General features: G+C 60.4%; 13 protein-coding genes. 9 read left to right on the forward strand and 4 right to left on the reverse strand.

The window, feature by feature from the left end; genetic code table 11:
• Window positions 1–70: 70 nt before the first annotated feature.
• Window positions 71–934: a DUF2911 domain-containing protein gene (locus QEH57_RS21125; protein ID WP_309008779.1), complete on the reverse strand. Its 864-nt coding sequence runs from the start codon at window positions 932–934 to the stop codon at window positions 71–73.
• Between the two features lie 216 nt (window positions 935–1,150).
• On the opposite strand from QEH57_RS21125, the gene QEH57_RS21130 reads away from it, so the two are divergent.
• The 4 genes from QEH57_RS21130 to QEH57_RS21145 all read left to right on the forward strand — a co-directional run bounded on the left by QEH57_RS21130 (window position 1,151) and on the right by QEH57_RS21145 (window position 6,131).
• Window positions 1,151–2,470 (forward strand): MFS transporter, encoded by a 1,320-nt coding sequence (locus QEH57_RS21130; RefSeq protein WP_309008780.1) that lies wholly within the window; start codon window positions 1,151–1,153, stop codon window positions 2,468–2,470.
• 370 nt (window positions 2,471–2,840) lie between these two features.
• Window positions 2,841–4,043, forward strand: a complete 1,203-nt coding sequence (locus tag QEH57_RS21135; RefSeq protein ID WP_309008781.1) for a hypothetical protein — start codon at window positions 2,841–2,843, stop codon at window positions 4,041–4,043.
• Window positions 4,044–4,074: 31 nt separating this feature from the next.
• Window positions 4,075–4,488 (forward strand): hypothetical protein, encoded by a 414-nt coding sequence (locus QEH57_RS21140; protein WP_309008782.1) that lies wholly within the window; start codon window positions 4,075–4,077, stop codon window positions 4,486–4,488.
• 41 nt (window positions 4,489–4,529) lie between these two features.
• Window positions 4,530–6,131: a methyl-accepting chemotaxis protein gene (locus QEH57_RS21145; RefSeq protein WP_309008783.1), complete on the forward strand. Its 1,602-nt coding sequence runs from the start codon at window positions 4,530–4,532 to the stop codon at window positions 6,129–6,131.
• Here QEH57_RS21145 and QEH57_RS21150 read toward each other — a convergent pair.
• A complete protein-coding gene (locus tag QEH57_RS21150) occupies window positions 6,128–7,318 on the reverse strand; it encodes an RsmB/NOP family class I SAM-dependent RNA methyltransferase (RefSeq protein WP_309008784.1) in 1,191 nt (396 codons plus the stop codon). The two genes, QEH57_RS21145 and QEH57_RS21150, sit on opposite strands and share 4 nt — an antisense overlap.
• A gap of 157 nt (window positions 7,319–7,475) precedes the next feature.
• On the opposite strand from QEH57_RS21150, the gene QEH57_RS21155 reads away from it, so the two are divergent.
• Window positions 7,476–9,326 (forward strand): GreA/GreB family elongation factor, encoded by a 1,851-nt coding sequence (locus QEH57_RS21155; protein ID WP_309008785.1) that lies wholly within the window; start codon window positions 7,476–7,478, stop codon window positions 9,324–9,326.
• A 127-nt stretch (window positions 9,327–9,453) separates the two neighbouring features.
• Window positions 9,454–10,386 carry a metalloregulator ArsR/SmtB family transcription factor gene (locus QEH57_RS21160; RefSeq protein WP_309008786.1) on the forward strand — a complete coding sequence of 311 codons (933 nt, stop codon included), beginning with the start codon at window positions 9,454–9,456 and terminating at the stop codon, window positions 10,384–10,386.
• A 72-nt stretch (window positions 10,387–10,458) separates the two neighbouring features.
• On the opposite strand, the gene ptsP is transcribed toward QEH57_RS21160, so the two are convergent.
• Together ptsP and ispE are read right to left on the reverse strand one after the other, a co-directional pair.
• Window positions 10,459–12,225 (reverse strand): phosphoenolpyruvate--protein phosphotransferase, encoded by a 1,767-nt coding sequence (gene ptsP, locus QEH57_RS21165; RefSeq protein WP_309008787.1) that lies wholly within the window; start codon window positions 12,223–12,225, stop codon window positions 10,459–10,461.
• A 104-nt stretch (window positions 12,226–12,329) separates the two neighbouring features.
• The gene (ispE, locus tag QEH57_RS21170) at window positions 12,330–13,253 is read right to left on the reverse strand and encodes a 4-(cytidine 5'-diphospho)-2-C-methyl-D-erythritol kinase (RefSeq protein ID WP_309008788.1); all 924 of its coding nucleotides are present in this window, start codon (window positions 13,251–13,253) and stop codon (window positions 12,330–12,332) included.
• On the opposite strand from ispE, the gene pyrF reads away from it, so the two are divergent.
• The 3 genes from pyrF to ispF are packed head-to-tail and all read left to right on the forward strand — an operon-like array spanning window position 13,252 to window position 15,262.
• On the forward strand, window positions 13,252–13,968 hold the full coding sequence (gene pyrF, locus QEH57_RS21175; RefSeq protein WP_309008789.1) for an orotidine-5'-phosphate decarboxylase: 717 nt from the start codon (window positions 13,252–13,254) through the stop codon (window positions 13,966–13,968). The genes ispE and pyrF overlap by 2 nt on opposite strands.
• A 34-nt stretch (window positions 13,969–14,002) precedes the next feature.
• Window positions 14,003–14,713, forward strand: coding sequence for a 2-C-methyl-D-erythritol 4-phosphate cytidylyltransferase (gene ispD, locus QEH57_RS21180; protein WP_309008790.1), 711 nt, complete (start codon window positions 14,003–14,005; stop codon window positions 14,711–14,713).
• Window positions 14,714–14,764: 51 nt separating this feature from the next.
• Window positions 14,765–15,262 (forward strand): 2-C-methyl-D-erythritol 2,4-cyclodiphosphate synthase, encoded by a 498-nt coding sequence (gene ispF / locus QEH57_RS21185; protein WP_343224833.1) that lies wholly within the window; start codon window positions 14,765–14,767, stop codon window positions 15,260–15,262.
• Window positions 15,263–15,270 lie beyond the last annotated feature (8 nt).

The raw sequence follows: 15,270 nt of genomic DNA on the forward strand, positions 1-15,270 counted from the left end.
CGGACAGGACTGGATGAGTGGAAAAAAGGCTTCCGCGGCGCGTTCGGGCGGATTCAGGGGAAAGGTAGTCTTAAAGCTGAGCCAGCATGTCCCGGGCAATCTTCTGGTAGTCGGGATTCCCGCCGGCGGTCGCGAGCTCCAGCGTCTTTTCCGCCGACGCCTTGGCAGCCGCCTTCAGCCCCAGGTCCATTTCGATGCGGGCCTTGCGAGCATACATCCAGTAAGCCGGACGTTCGCTGAGCTCGCAGGCTTTGCTCACCCATTCGAGCGCCGTTTGCAAATCCTTGCCGGACTCGTGGTAGAAGGTAGCCGCATTGAAAAGCGCCCCCGGCTTTTCGAAAGCGGGCGTGCCCTTGAGGGATTCGATCTGGGCCATGACCTTCTGCTCGGTCGGAACCTGCAACGGCATCGAGATCCGAGTGCGGTCCCAGTCGAGGTTCAACACCGCGCCGTCGTTGCGAAGCGCGTCGATGGTGAAAGTCATGGATTCGACCGGACTGGAAAGCTGGGTCGGCTTGACGACGAAGCGGACGAGGTCGCCTTTCGGGTCGTAGCCCATCGCCCCCCAAAGGTCCGTGCTCTTGTAAACGATCACCGTCCACTGGTCCCTACCGGGAATGGTGTAGAGGGCGTACTGGCCCGCGGGGATGGTTTCGCCGCCTAGCGTAACCTCGTCGCTGAAGCTGATCTTACTCGGTTGGTTGGCCCCCGTTCGCCAGACTTGGCCGTAGGGCACGAGCCCGCCAAAAATCTCTCGGCCCTTCACGCTCGGTCGGGAGTAGTCGATGGCCACTTCCGTCAAGCCGACCGTTTGCTCCAGCAAGGAGTGCGGGCTGGCAGCCGGAGTCTTCAGTTGGGCCGCGGCGTTAAGCGCGAGGAAGAGCGCCAGCCCGGCAAAGGCAACGCGTTTGAGTGAGGCAGCAGTGTGGTTCATGGAGAAGCAGTTAACTTGGGAACGGGACAGTCGGCGACCGGACCATCGAAATAGTCCAAGGATGCTAGATAGACTCCGAAAGCCCCGCTTTGGCTGCAGCTTTTTTACCCAAGCCGGAATTAGGAGAATGCGAGGGATTTCTCCAAAAATGCAGATGCCCAGCGCCTTCGCCTTTGCGCTTGCCTGCCCTAACGGGCCCCCTAATAAACGACGCCCTTGAGCCCATCTACCGACCAGTCCCGCACCAAGAGCCTCTCGCTCGGAGTCATCTTCCTGACGATTTTCATCGATCTCGTCGGCTTCAGCGTGATCTTCCCGCTCTTCCCCTCCATGCTCGACTACTACCTCGAGCTCGACGGCCAACACGGCCTGCTCGCTTGGATCCTCGAGCAGCTCTCGCAAGTGACCGACGGTTCGGAGCGCTTCACCCCCGTTCTCTTCGGCGGAGTGCTCGGCTCCCTCTACGCCGCCTTGCAATTCGTCTTCGCCCCGATCTGGGGCACTCTCTCCGACCGCCTCGGACGCCGCAAAATCCTCCTTATCACCACCACCGGTACCTTCCTTAGCTACTTCGTCTGGCTGTTCGCCGGCAACTTCGCGCTGCTCATCGCCGCTCGCTTGATCGGCGGGGCCATGGCCGGAAACCTCTCCGTCGCCACCGCAGCGGTGGCCGACGTCACCACCAAGGAAAATCGCTCCAAAGGCATGGGCATGGTTGGCGCCGCCTTCGGGCTCGGCTTCGTGGTCGGCCCCGCCATCGGCGGCGTCTGCGCCATGTTCAACCCCCTCGATTGGAATCCGCAGCTCGGCAACTTCGGCATCAACCCCTTCTCTACGGTAGCCCTCGTGGCCTGCGTTCTCTCCTTCGTAAACATTATTTGGATACGAGCCCGCTTCGCCGAATCGCTTCCTCCGGAAAAGCGCGGCCAAAGCGCCCAGTCGCCCAACCCGCTCAAGCGAATCTTCCAACCGCAGTCGCGAGCCGTCCTGCGCACCAACATAGCCTACCTCGTTTACATTTTCGCCTTCAGCGGCATGGAGTTCACCCTCTCCTTCCTCGGCGTGCAACGCTTCGACTACACCCCCGGCGACATCACCCTGATGATGGTCTTCATCGGCTTCATCCTAATCCTCGTCCAAGGCGGCATCGTACGCCGCCTCGCCCCCAAGATCGGAGAAAAGCCAACCGCCCTCATCGGCCTGACCCTCGTCGCCATCGGCCTCGCCCTGCTTTCCCAAGCCGAGTCGCAAGGCACCCTCTACCTCGGCCTTGCCTTCATGGCCTTCGGCTCAGGCCTGAGCATCCCGACCCTGACCTCCCTCATCTCGCTCTACGCCAAACCGGAAGAACAGGGAGCTGCGCTCGGCGTCTTCCGTTCCATCGGATCCCTCGGACGCGCCATTGGCCCCATCACCGCCAGCGTCATTTTCTGGTGGTACGGATCGGACGTGGTCTACCTGATCGGAGCCGGCATCGTAGCCCTCGCCGTGGTGCTCTGCCTGCGCCTGCCCAAGCCCATCAAGACCGAGGCCTAGCCGACCGGGAACTTCCATCCTCTCCCTCCTCTCCACGCCCCACGCAGCTAGCCGATGGGGCGTTTTTTGTGCCTGCCTGGCGCGAAGCTGAAAGGTGAAAGCGCCCCAACCGCTGAAACGGTGCGACGAACAGGCGCTTCTGGGAACTAGGGAGTGCTCCTTGGAAAAAAGCTAAGCAATGGGCCCTAGCGCTTATAAAAGCCCCATAAAAGGAGCCGATCCCCTACCAAAAACTGAGCGGTTCCACTTATCAAAGAAACGCTGCCGCCGATACATCCCCCCACGGTGACCACGTAAATCGCGGGACCCCGCGCGGAGCCTCTTCCCGAAGCTCCTCAGTCCCTCAACACGCAACCACATCGGACCGCAAATGACTAAAACTCACATCATCTCTATCGCCACCGCGACCCTCCTTTCCGCATGCTCCGCCGCCGGGAGCGAGGTTTCCTTCGGAGGATTTTTCAGCAACGGCTACATCAAGTCCTCAGCCAACAACTACTTGGTAGATTCCGAGGAAGGCGATTTCGACTTCGCGGAAGTCGGACTCAACGCCACCTGGTCCCCACTCGACCGCACCACCGTGCGAGGACAAGTCTTCGCCTTCGAAGTAGGCCCCTACGGAAACTTCGACCCGCTCGTCGACTACCTATTCGTCGACTACAGCGTAAATCCAGCCTTCGGCTTCCGCCTGGGACGCATCAAGCGCTCCGAAGGCATCTACACCGATATCCAGGACATCGACGTGGCCCGCACCACCGTGCTCCTGCCGACCGGCATGTACGACGCTCGCTACCGCGACTTCAGCGCCTCCGTGGACGGAGCCTCCCTCTACGGCAACTTCCAGGCAGGCAACCACTCTTTCGAATACACCGCCTACCATGGCGAAATCGATCTCGCCAAAGAAAGCGGCGTAGCGGCTTACGCTCTCGGTGAAATCGGCCGCGGCGGCATCCAAGGCGCCAATCTTACGGACATCTCCGCCAACACCAACTCCGGAGCCCAACTCTGGTGGTACACACCCCTGATCGGACTCCGCTTCGGAGCCTCCTACACCTACTACGACGAATTCACCTTCGACGTGTCCGGAACCTTGCCACACCCCCTCTACGGTCCCCTGCCCCTGCGCATCGAGACCATCGCCAACGCCGAGCAAAACCGCTTCTCGGCCGAATACTTCCTAGGAGATTGGACCTTCGTCTCCGAATACAACACCATCACCATCGAAAGCTCGGCCCGCAACACCGTCGCCGGCGCTCCGGGCGATTGGGAGCCCAGCAAGGGCAAGGGCTACTCATGGTACCTCAGCGCCTCCCGCCGCTTTCTCGACAAGTTCGAAGCCGGCCTGACCTTCGCGGAATACGTCAACAACGAAACCCGCACCTCCAATCCAATCGACTACCAAAAGGATACCCAACTTTCCCTGCGCTACAACGCCACCGACTTTTGGACCCTCAAGGCGGAGTTCCACATGATGGACGGCACCAACCGCCTCTTCAACCAGCTCGGGCAAAACGCCGGAGCGCTCGACTCCAAGTGGAACCTCATCGCGACCAAAAGCACCTTCTCCTTCTAGAGGCCGATACGAAACACTGATCAAAACGAAAATGAACGCTCCCATTAAAAGTCTCGTAGCCGCAGGAATCGCTTTCGTATCCGCAAGCATGATACACGCAGCCCCCGCAGTCGTCGTAAATCCGGAAAACGCGGATTCAGTAGACGCCGATATCCTGTCCGCCTACCTCATCGGCAAGCGCAAGTTCTGGGAAAGCGGCGGCGAAGTCATTATCGCCGTCCTCAAGGACGACGCCGACGCCAACGGCGCGCTCCAGCAGTTCACGAAAATGGACGATTCCCGCTTCAAGAGCCACTGGCAACGCCTCGCCTTCAGCGGACGCGGCACCATGCCAAAACAGTTCTCCGACCCCGCCGCCCTCCTCGCCTTCGTCAAGGTGAACAAAGGAGCCATCGGCCTCGTGACCGACACCGCAGACCTCTCCGGCGTCAAAAAGGTCAACTAAGGCTCCTTCCCAGAAAACCACCGACAGCGACCCTCAGCTAGATGACTTCACTCAAAAACCTGAACCTGAAGAACTGCTTCCGCTTCATAAACGGCGCCCTCGCGATCCTCGCCGCCCTCATCGTCGTCGAAGGCATCTACATGTTCCGTTCGACGCGCACCGGCAGCGAAATCGTTAACCGCTTCCAACGGGAGAGCGTGCCCAGCCAAAACCTGCTAAACGAGCTCCAGCAAACCTCGCTCAAGTTCGAAATCGCCAACCTCGGCTTCATCTTCGGACAAAGCGAGGAGATCAAGAAAGCCAAGGAGAACGAAGCCATCGAGCTCGCCCAGTCGGCCCGGACCTCCATCAACGAGCTCGAAGCCCTCTCCTCCAATCCGCAAGTCGCCGCGCCCATCAACGCTATCCGCAACGCCTTCGACGCCTACGCGTCCAAGACGCAGGAGATTCGCAAGCTACTCAAGCAGGACATGTTCTTCGAAGCGGTCGAGCTTTGGGATACCGACATCCCTGTCCTCAACGAAAACCTGCGCGCCTCCGTCCAACGCGGCGAAACCGCCGTCACCGCCATTTACAACAAGTCGGTGCAATCCACCACGGACAGCTTCGAGCAACTCTCCTCCAATATCTCCCTGTTCAGCCTCGTAAACCTCGCCCTGGCCCTGCTGATCGCCATCTTCTCGGGCTTCGCTTCCCTCAAGACCAAGAACATCCTCGCCCGCTTGCTCCAGTCCCTCTCCGGAAGCGCCGAGCGCGTTTCAACCACTGCGAACGAGCTCGTCGGAGCCGCCGAGCGTTCCTCGCAATCCAGCGAAACCGGAGCCCGGCTCCTCGCCACCACCACCGAGTCCATGATAAACCAGGCCAACATGACTCAGACCACCGCCGTCAATTCTCGGGCCGCCGACGAGATCACCACCGACTGCTTTAAGCGCTTCGAACGGACCCGGGACACCATCCTCGATCTCGACAAGTCCATGCAGCAGATTTCCGAATCCGGAACCGAGACGCAAAAGATCATCCAAACCATCAACGAAATCGCATTCCAAACCAATCTCCTCGCCCTCAACGCAGCCGTCGAAGCCGCCCGAGCAGGCGAAGCCGGCGCCGGATTCGCAATCGTGGCCGACGAAGTGAGAAACCTCGCCATCCGCTCCGCGGACGCGGCCAACAACAGCTCCATGCTAATCGAAAAGTCCGCCCAAAACATCCGTACCGGCAGCCAAATCGTAAAGGAAACCTGCGAATCCTTCGACGAAGTTTCCGGCATGATGCAAACCGTCAGCACCCATATCCGCGAGATCGCGGACGAAACCGACAAGCAAGCCGCCTCGATCCAGGAAATGACCGCTTCCATTAGCGAACTTTCCCACAGCACCGAGGAAAACAAGCGCTTCGCCACCGAAACCGTTTCCTCCTGCAAGGGCCTGCAGGAACAGTCAGGCAACCTGGACACCATCGTGCATGAACTCCTGCACCTTTCCGGCGACTCCCAGAAGACAAGCCCCAAGCCTCAGAAATTCGAAACCGCCACCGCGACTCCTCCCGCCAGACCAAGCGTGGATCCCTTCGACGTGAACCGGAACCGACAAACGCTCACCACCTCCAGCCCGGCAGACAGCTTCGACGATCTCTGGAACTAGGGTCCCGCCCGCCTCATCAGAAAAACGCCCGCACCATCCCGAGCATCTCTCCAAGGCAAGCTCAGCTTCGACTCCACCAGAGCGAAGGGCTTGCCTTTTTCCGTCTGCAAAAAAGCGGACACGATCCCCTCGTTCTCCTCCGCATCCACGCTGCAGGTACTGTAGACCAAAGCCCCGCCTTCCTTTACGAAAGCCGAAGCCGCTGCCAGCAAGCGAGCCTGCAGCGCCAACAGCTCCTCCAAGCCCTGGGGAGACTGGCGCCAACGAGCGTCGACCTTGTGCTGCAACACTCCGGAATTGCTGCAAGGCGCGTCCAGCAAGACCCCGTCGAACAATCCCGTCGACGCCGCATCCAACTCGAAAAGGTCCGCCCCCAGCGCTCGCAAGCGCTTGGCCCGGTAGCGTTCGAAGTTTCCCTTCATGCGCTCCAGCCGCGGCCCTTCCAGGTCCACCGAGACGATCTCTTCGATCCCCTCGCCCGCGACCGATTCCATAAACAAGCCCTTCCCGCCCGGCGCCGCGCAAAGGTCCAGCACTCGGCCGCTCCCCACCGCATCCAGCAAAAGCTGCGGAGCCAAGCCCGCCGCCGGATTCTGCACGTAGAGCCGACCCTCTTCTATATAAGAAGCAATCCACTGCCAGCTCCCCGGGATCACCCGGAAAAACGGCGAGCCATCGCCCAAAGGGCTCAAAGCCTCCAGTTCCTCCGGCTCCCGCTGCCAGCGCGCGAAGAGCCCCGCTTCCTCCTGGTTCCACTTCAGGAATGCGATCGTCTCCTCCAAACCGAACTGCTTCAGCCACCGCTTCACCAGCCATTTCGGGTGGCTGTAGCGCCAAGCCAGGTCCTTCGCATCGCTTGAAACCACGTCCTGGAGTTCCGGCAAACGCTGGGCGACCTTTCGCAGAACCGCATTGGCCAGCCCCTTCTCCACCTTGCTGAAACGCTTGCCGATCCGCTCCACCGCATGGTGCACAATCTTGGCGCTGCGGTCCGGATTCTCCATCAGCTCCCGGCTCGCCACCAAGAGGCTAGCCCAGACCGCCGGCTTGGGCCGCCGCCGCAAAAACTCGTCCAGCGCCTTCTCCAGCAGGCGAATATGCCGGACCGTTCCGAAGAGCAGCGACTGGCAGGTCCGCCGCGTCCCGGCATCCCAATGCGTCGGCATTTGCTCGAGCAAATGCGACATCCGTGCGGGTTTACGCGTAAAAGACGCCACTAAATCTACCGCTACACTCCAGGAATCATCGCTCATAAAAAGAAGCACCCTATTGATGATCTGCCTGTCTCATTGACAACTCCATAAAAAGGCTCCTGTCTTAATCCTTTAGTCTCTTTACACGACGATGAACGAAGAAGCCGTATTGGAAATCATTTCGAAAAAGCCGGAGCTGAAGGCAGCGAAGGCCAAACTGGAGGCTATGCAGCCGGGCAACTACTGCATCCACCAAAGCTGGGGATTCGGTCAGATCAAGGACTACGACGCTCCCGAAAATAAGCTGATCATCGACTTCGAAGGCAAAGAAGGCCACCGCATGGACCCAGGTTTTTGCGTCAACACCATGCAGGTCCTCCTTCCAGACCACATCCTCGTACAAAAGGAACTCGAGCCCGCCGCCGTCGAAGAGCTCATCGCCAAGGAACCTGCCGAGCTCATCGTAAACCTCCTCAAGCAGTACCCGAACACTGCCGCCAGCACCGCCGAAATCGAGAGCGTGCTCGCCCGCGTCATCGGACCTATCAAGTACAAGAAGTGGTGGACCGCCACCAAGAAGCTGCTCGCCAAGGACCCACGCATCTCCGTGCCCGCCCGCAAGACCGGCATGTACATCCTGCGCGACGAGCCTGTCACTCTAGAAGAAGAGCTCATCGAGGACTACAACTCCACCCAGTCCGCCAAGCGCCGCGTCACCATCGCCGAGGCCCTGCTCGACACCGTCGCCGACAAGCTCGAAGAGCACCGCGACGCCCTCGGACTCATCCTCCACACCCTCGCGACCGCGGTGCGCGAATCCAACCAGCTCACTTCCGCCGAGAAGCTCAAGGGCGCTTGGATCCGTAACGACATCGCCCGCCTGCTCGAAATCGACGTCGAAACCTTCGAGCCCTCCGTCGTGCAAATCCTTTCCGACATCGACGGCCTCGACCAGCTCATCGACGAGCTGCCAACCAATTCCCAAGGCCGCGCCCTCAAGGCCATCAAGGCATCCCACCCGGCCGACTGGAAGGAAATCTGCTTCTCGCTGCTCAAGAACAGCTCCGGCAAGTTCACCACCGACAGCGTCAACTTCCTCGTCGAAAACGGCTTCGCCGACGAGATCAAGGAAACCTTCATCCGCTGGCAGACCGAGCAAAACCTCAAGGAGCCCGTACTCCTCTGGATCGTTAAGAACCGTAACTCCAAGAAGTACTCGGACCTCGTGCACGACATGATCCAGCCGCGCCTCCTCAACTCGATCTTCTTCGCGATCGACTACGAAGCGCTGCAGTCCTCCACTTCCCGCCGTATCCCGCTCGCGGATATCCTCAGCGACGACAAGGAGCTCATCCCCGACCTCCTCGCCACCGCCGACGCAGAAACCGCTCGCGACCTCGCGAACAACCTCCTGCTCAACCAAGGATTCGAAGAACTCACCAAGAAGTCGCTGCTCGCGCGCTTCATCAAGCTCTTCCCCGGCGTACAATCCCTGCTCGAATCCGACGAAACCCAAGAGAGCCAAGGCCTCATGGTTTCCAAGGAATCCTACGAGCGCGCCGTCGCCGAATTCGACGACATCGTCACCAAGAAGATCCCAGAGAACTCCCAAGCCATCGCCGAAGCGCGCGAACTGGGCGACCTCAAGGAAAACTCCGAGTACAAGATGGCCAAGCAGGACCAACAAGTCCTCATGTCCCGCCGCAACCTGCTCGAAGCCGACATCAAGCGCGCCCAGATCACCGACTTCACTTCGGCCACCACCGAAACCGTCGGTATCGGAAATATCGTTACGCTCAAGGACGCGGACGACAAGGAAGTCACCTACACCCTGCTCGGCGCATGGGACGGAGATCCAGACAACTTCGTCATCTCCTACCTCACCCCGCTCGGCAAGAGCATGCTCGGCAAGCGCATCGGCGACGAAGTCACCGTATCCGTCGACTCCAACGAAACGAAGCTCACTATCGTCGATATCACTCGCTACATCGACTCCAAGTAGCTCGTATCCAAGATCTCAAACATTTTCCAACGCCGCTTCCCTCGGGAAGCGGCGTTTTTCGTACCCAGGTCCCACCTACGCCACAATTTCCTTTCCCTTTTCATTCGTCCCCCTTCACTCTTCCCCCATGAAACCCGCCTGGGACACCCTCAAAACCCTCGCCGATCCGACTCGCCTCCGAATCCTCAACCTCCTCTCCCGAGACGAGCTTTCCGTCGCCGAGCTCCAAGAAGCGCTCGGCATGGCCCAGTCCCGCATCTCCTCCCAGCTGGCCGTGCTCCGCCAGTCCGAGCTCGTCGCCGACCGCCGCGAAGGCAAGAAATCCTTCTACTCCCTCTCCCCCAACATCCCTCCCTCCGAAAGCGCCCTCCTGAAAGCAGCCCTCTCCGCTGCGGAAAATTCCAACGAAATCCAAGAGGACCTCGCCAACCTTGACCACGTCATCGCCAAACGCCGCCGCCAAGCCGAAGAGTACTTCAACCTCATCGCAGGCCGCCTCGGAAAGAACTATTGCCCCGGCCGTTCCTGGGAAGGCATCGGCCACTTCCTCCTCTACCTCGTCCCCAAGATCCGCGTCGTCGATCTCGGCGCCGGAGAAGGCCTCATCTCCCAGCTCCTGGCCCGCCACGCCGAGCACGTCTACTGCGTCGACAGCTCTCCCCGCATGGTCGAAGTCGGCACCGACCTCGCCAAACGCAACAAGCTCGACAACCTGGAGTACATCCACGGCGACATCGAAGAAACGTCTCTCCCAGACCAATCCGTCCACCTCGCCCTGCTCAGCCAAGCCCTCCACCACGCCCTCCACCCGGAGCGGGCCATCGCCGAAGCTTTCCGCCTTCTCAAGCCCGGCGGGCGACTGGTCATACTCGACCTCAAGGAGCACAACTTCGAAAAAGCCCACGAGCTATACGCCGACCGCTGGCTCGGCTTTCCCGAGAACAAGCTCCACCACTGGCTAAAGGCCGCCGGCTTCGAAAACGTAGAAGTCACCACCGTCGCCAAAGAGGAACAGGAGCCCCAGTTCGAAACCCTACTCGCCAGCGGCGTCCGCCCCTAACGCGGTTTCGACACGACCGTTTCCATACCCCAGGATACGGTTCGTTCAGGACCTGCGAGATTTCCGCAGATCCTAGTAAAGCTGGTCCATCTTCGACGTGTAGAAATCCAGCAAGCGCTCCAGAATCAAGGAGCCGTCCGTCGTCTCCAGCGCCATCTGGGCCAGAGCCTTCGCTTCGGCCATATCCATGTTCTGCACCATGAACTTCACGTTCGGCAAAAGGCTCGGCGACATGCTCAGGCTTTCCACCCCAAGGCCGACCAACAGCGGGACCATTACCGGATCCCCTGCCACTTCGCCGCAAATGCTTACGCCGATCCCGCCCTCGCGAGCCGCGTCGACGATCGTCTTAAGCGTGCGCACCACTGCAGGATGCGTCGGTTCGTACAAGTGGGCCACCCGGTCGTTCAAGCGATCGACCGCTAGGAGATACTGGATCAGATCGTTCGTTCCCACGCTGAAAAAGGAAGAACCTTCCACCAACGTATCCGCCGCGATCGCCGCGCTCGGGATTTCGATCATCGCCCCCGCTTCCACCTTTTCGTCGAAAGCGATCCCCTTCTTGCGGAGCTGCTCCTTCGCCGTTTCCAAAACGAGATTGGCGCGGCTCAACTCCAAGGCGCCGCTGATCATAGGATACATGATCCTGACCTTGCCGAAGGCGCTTGCCCTCAAGATCGCCCGCAGCTGCTCGAGAAAAAGGGGTTCGTGATCCAGGCAGAAGCGAATCGCCCGGTATCCAAGAAACGGATTCGACTCCCGATAGGTCGGCATCTCGGAAGAGTCCATCACCTTGTCACCGCCCAAATCCAAGGTACGGATCGTGACCGGCAAACCGTTCATGCTGCGCACCGCCGTTTGGTAAGCCTCGAACTGCTCTTCCTCGGACGGCAAACGATTCGCGTTCATGAACAAGTACTCCGAACGGAACAAGCCAACTCCGTCCGCGCCGAGCGAAACCGCCTTCGCCGCCTCCTCCGCGCGCTCGATGTTAGCCATCAAGTCGACTCGCGACCCATCCCGCGTACGGGACGCATCCTTGGTAAACTCGATCATCCGCTTCTCCAAGGAGAGCTTCTTATCCTTCAGCTTACCGTACTTGAACAAAGTGCTCTCGCTCGGATTCACGACGACCTTGCCGTCGTAACCGTCAACTAACACCACCGAATCGGAATGCAGGCTGGCAAAAATATCGCCCAGTCCCACCACCGCTGGAATTCCCATCGACCGGGCCACGATAACCGTATGGCTCGTCTTGCTACCCGCCGCCGTCACGATTCCCAGCAAGCCGTTCTGGTCCATGCTCGCCGAATCGGAAGGCGTCACGTCGTTGGCCACCAACACGCGATCCTTCACGATCTCGCCCAGATGCTGGAGCTGCTGCCCCGTCAAATTACTCAATAGGCGACGCATCACGTCGCGAATGTCGCTGGCTCGCTCCCGCAAGTACTCGTCGTCGATCTGGTCGAAGGCCTCGATGTAGCGCTGCCCCACCTTCCAGATCGCGTTCTCTATGTTGCAGGACGAGTCCTTCATCTCGCGGATCGACTCCGCGATCAAGGCCTGGTCCTCGAGCACCAACAAGTGGGCATCGAAAATTCGAGCTTCATCCTCGCCGATCGAATTCCGGATCTCCTCCTGGATCTTCTGGATCTGCTTGCGCGTTTCGACAATCGCATTGTCTAAACGCTCCTGCTCCGCATCGAACTTCGACGCCGAAACCGCGTACTTAGGGATGGCGATCTCCCGCTCCGCCAAGATGTAGATCTGCCCATGGGCGATCCCCGGTGAAGCGGCGATTCCCGAGAAAACTTTTTCAGACCTGTCTTTGGATTCCATGCGATGACGAGACGTTCGTGCAGAGGGGCTTAGCGAGCGAACGCGACATAGCAAACGGGAATGCCTTTCGCCTCAAGAGGAAATACTTCAATGTGCAGGAAACTTCACCCCAACAACCGCGCCCGCTGCGCAAAACTGCGCTCTCCCCAACAGGCCCGGACCTGCGAAACCACCCAATCCGCCGCCTCGTCCGAGTCGACCAACGCGAAGCAACAGCTTCCGCTGCCCGACATCAGGCACGCGACTTCCCGCTCTTCCAAGGCCTTGCACAAGGCCCCCAAGGCCGGAAACTTGTGGAAGGACGGCTGCTGGAAGCTGTTATGCAACAAGGACTCCAGCGAAAGCTCCCCCGCTTCCCAAGCCGCCAAACGCCCCTCCGACCACTCCCGTTCGTCGAAGGCGCCCGCCGCCTCAGACAAGGAACGGTACGCCCAAGCCGTCCCGATCGAAAAGCTGGGCTTGAACAAAACCAGCTCCCGGCCGGCCAAACTTTCCCGAGCTCGCGGCGAAATCGGCGCCAGCAATTCGCCGCGGCCCCGCATCACCACCGGCTTACCCTCCAAAAACAGCGGGCAATCCGATCCCAGCTCCGCAGCCAGCTCCAAGCGCTCCCCTCGCGAAAGCCCCAGCGCCCCCCGCTCCGCCGCCAGTTCAGATAGCCCCAGCAAAACCGACGACGCGTTGCTGCTCCCGCCGCCCAGGCCAGCCCCATGCGGAATCCGCTTCTCCAATTCCACCTTCACCCGCCAGTTCAAGCCGCTGCGCAAAAGGAAGCCCTCCGCCGCCGCATAAGCCAAATTGCTCCGATCCGTCGGCAAGCTCGAGTCGCTGCAGCTCAACTCCACCGCCCCCTCCGCCGCATCTTCCACTTCGATCCGGATCCGATCTCCGAAGTCCACCGGAGCCACCAGGCTGGCCAGCTCGTGGAAGCCACTGCTCATCTTCCCCAGCACCGACAGAAACAAGTTTATCTTTGCTGGACTGAAAACCTCGATTTGTCCCATAGTCCCGCAAACAAAAACCTTCATGACCGACACGCTACAAAGCAAAAATTCCTGCGAGCTCATTCTCGCCCTCGACATCGAAGAACGCGAAGACGCCCTCGCCCTCCTCGCCAAGGCCGGCCCCGAACTCAAATGGGCCAAGATCGGCCTGCAGATGTTCACCAAATACGGTCCCGACTACGTCCGCCAAATCGCCGACCTAGGCGTCAACGTCTTCCTCGACCTCAAGCTGCACGACATCCCCAATACCGTCGCCAAGGCGATCGAATCCGTCGGCAAGCTGCCCATCCAGATGCTCACCATCCACACCTGCGGCGGAAAGGAAATGATGCAGTGGGCCATCCAAGCCCAGGAAAACGTCAATCCCGACCTCCAGCTCCTAGGCGTCACCGTCCTCACCTCCATGGACCAGACCTCCCTCGACCTGCTCGGCATCCAGCAAACGCCCGCCGAACGCGTCTCCTACCTCGCTAGCCTCGCCAAGGACTCCGGCATGACCGGCCTCGTCTGCTCCACCCATGAAGTGCAAACCATCCGCGCCGCCCACGGCGACCACTTTAAGCTCATCACTCCCGGAGTCCGCCCCGCCGGCTCCGCCGCCGGCGACCAAAAGCGCATCATGACCCCCGCCCAAGCACGAGCCGTCGGCTCCAACTACATCGTGGTCGGCCGCCCCATCTACGGCGCTGAAGACCCCGCCGCCGCCGTCGCCGCCATCAACGCCGAATTGCAACGGTAAGGCTGGACCGCCGGGCCAGCCGCCAACGCACACCATGCCCATCTCAACCGCCATTCTTCTCGCCGGGGGCTCCGGCAACCGCATGCAAGGACAGGTCGAGGACAAGATCCTCGCCCCCCTCGCCGGCAAACCCGTCATCGCCCACTCCATCGAAGCCTTCCTAGCGAGCGGCCAAGTACAGCACCTCGTTATCGTCGTACGAGACGCTGCCCAACAAGCCGCCATCGAGGCCATTCTCGCTTCATCCCTCATCCCTCATCCTTCCTCCGTCTCCTTCACAACCGGCGGCGCCCAACGCCAAGACTCCGTCTTCGCCGGCCTGCAAGCCGCGCCCGCCGACACCGAAATCGCGCTCATCCACGACTGCGCCCGTCCCTGCGTTACCCCCGAGGCCATCCGCGAATCCATCGCCCAAGCCGCCGATATCGGAGCCGCCTGCCTCGCCCGTCCCGTCACCGACACCATCAAGTCCGCCGACACCTACGACGGCGCCTACCTGCCCACCACCGTGGACCGATCCAAGCTCTGGGCCATGGAAACGCCCCAAAGCTTCCAGTATCCAATCATTCGCGACGCCTACCAAAGCATCATCGCATCCGGCGCCCAGATCACCGACGACCTCTCCGCCATCGAAGACATCGACCAACCCGTAGCCTTCGTCGACAACCGCCGCCCCAATCCCAAGCTCACCACCCCCGCCGACCTCCCCTACTTAGAATACCTGCTCACCCAATCCCTCTCTTAGCCTCCCCCCCAAAGCCGCCACGCACCCACAACCCTTAAGTCACTTTTCGCCATTAACTCTTCACACCTCCCAAATCTCCGCATCGGCCAAGGCTACGACATCCATCCCTTCCAAGACGGACGCCCCATGGTGCTCGGCGGCGTCACCTTCGACACCCCCTACGGCCTCGAAGGCCACTCCGACGCCGACGTGCTCACCCACGCCATCTGCGACGCCCTCCTCGGCGCCGCTGGCCTGCCGGACATCGGTCATTACTTTCCCAATACAGACCCAAAGTACAAAGGCATCAACTCCCAGGAACTGCTCAAGGAAGTCGCCGCCACCCTGCGAGAAAAAGGCTGGGAGATCGTCAACATCGACACCGCCATGATCGCCGAAAAGCCCAAGATCTACCCCAAGCTCGGCGAAATGAAAGCTGCCCTTTCCCAATCCGCCGGGATCGAGCCCGACCGGATCGGCATCAAAGCCACCACCAACGAAAAGATCGGCTCCCTCGGTCGCGCCGAAGGCATCGCCGCCCACGCCTCCGCCCTTATTTACAAGACCTGAACACCGCT

The sequence above is a fragment of the Pelagicoccus sp. SDUM812005 genome, from assembly GCF_031127875.1.
Lineage (GTDB): Bacteria > Verrucomicrobiota > Verrucomicrobiia > Opitutales > Opitutaceae > Pelagicoccus.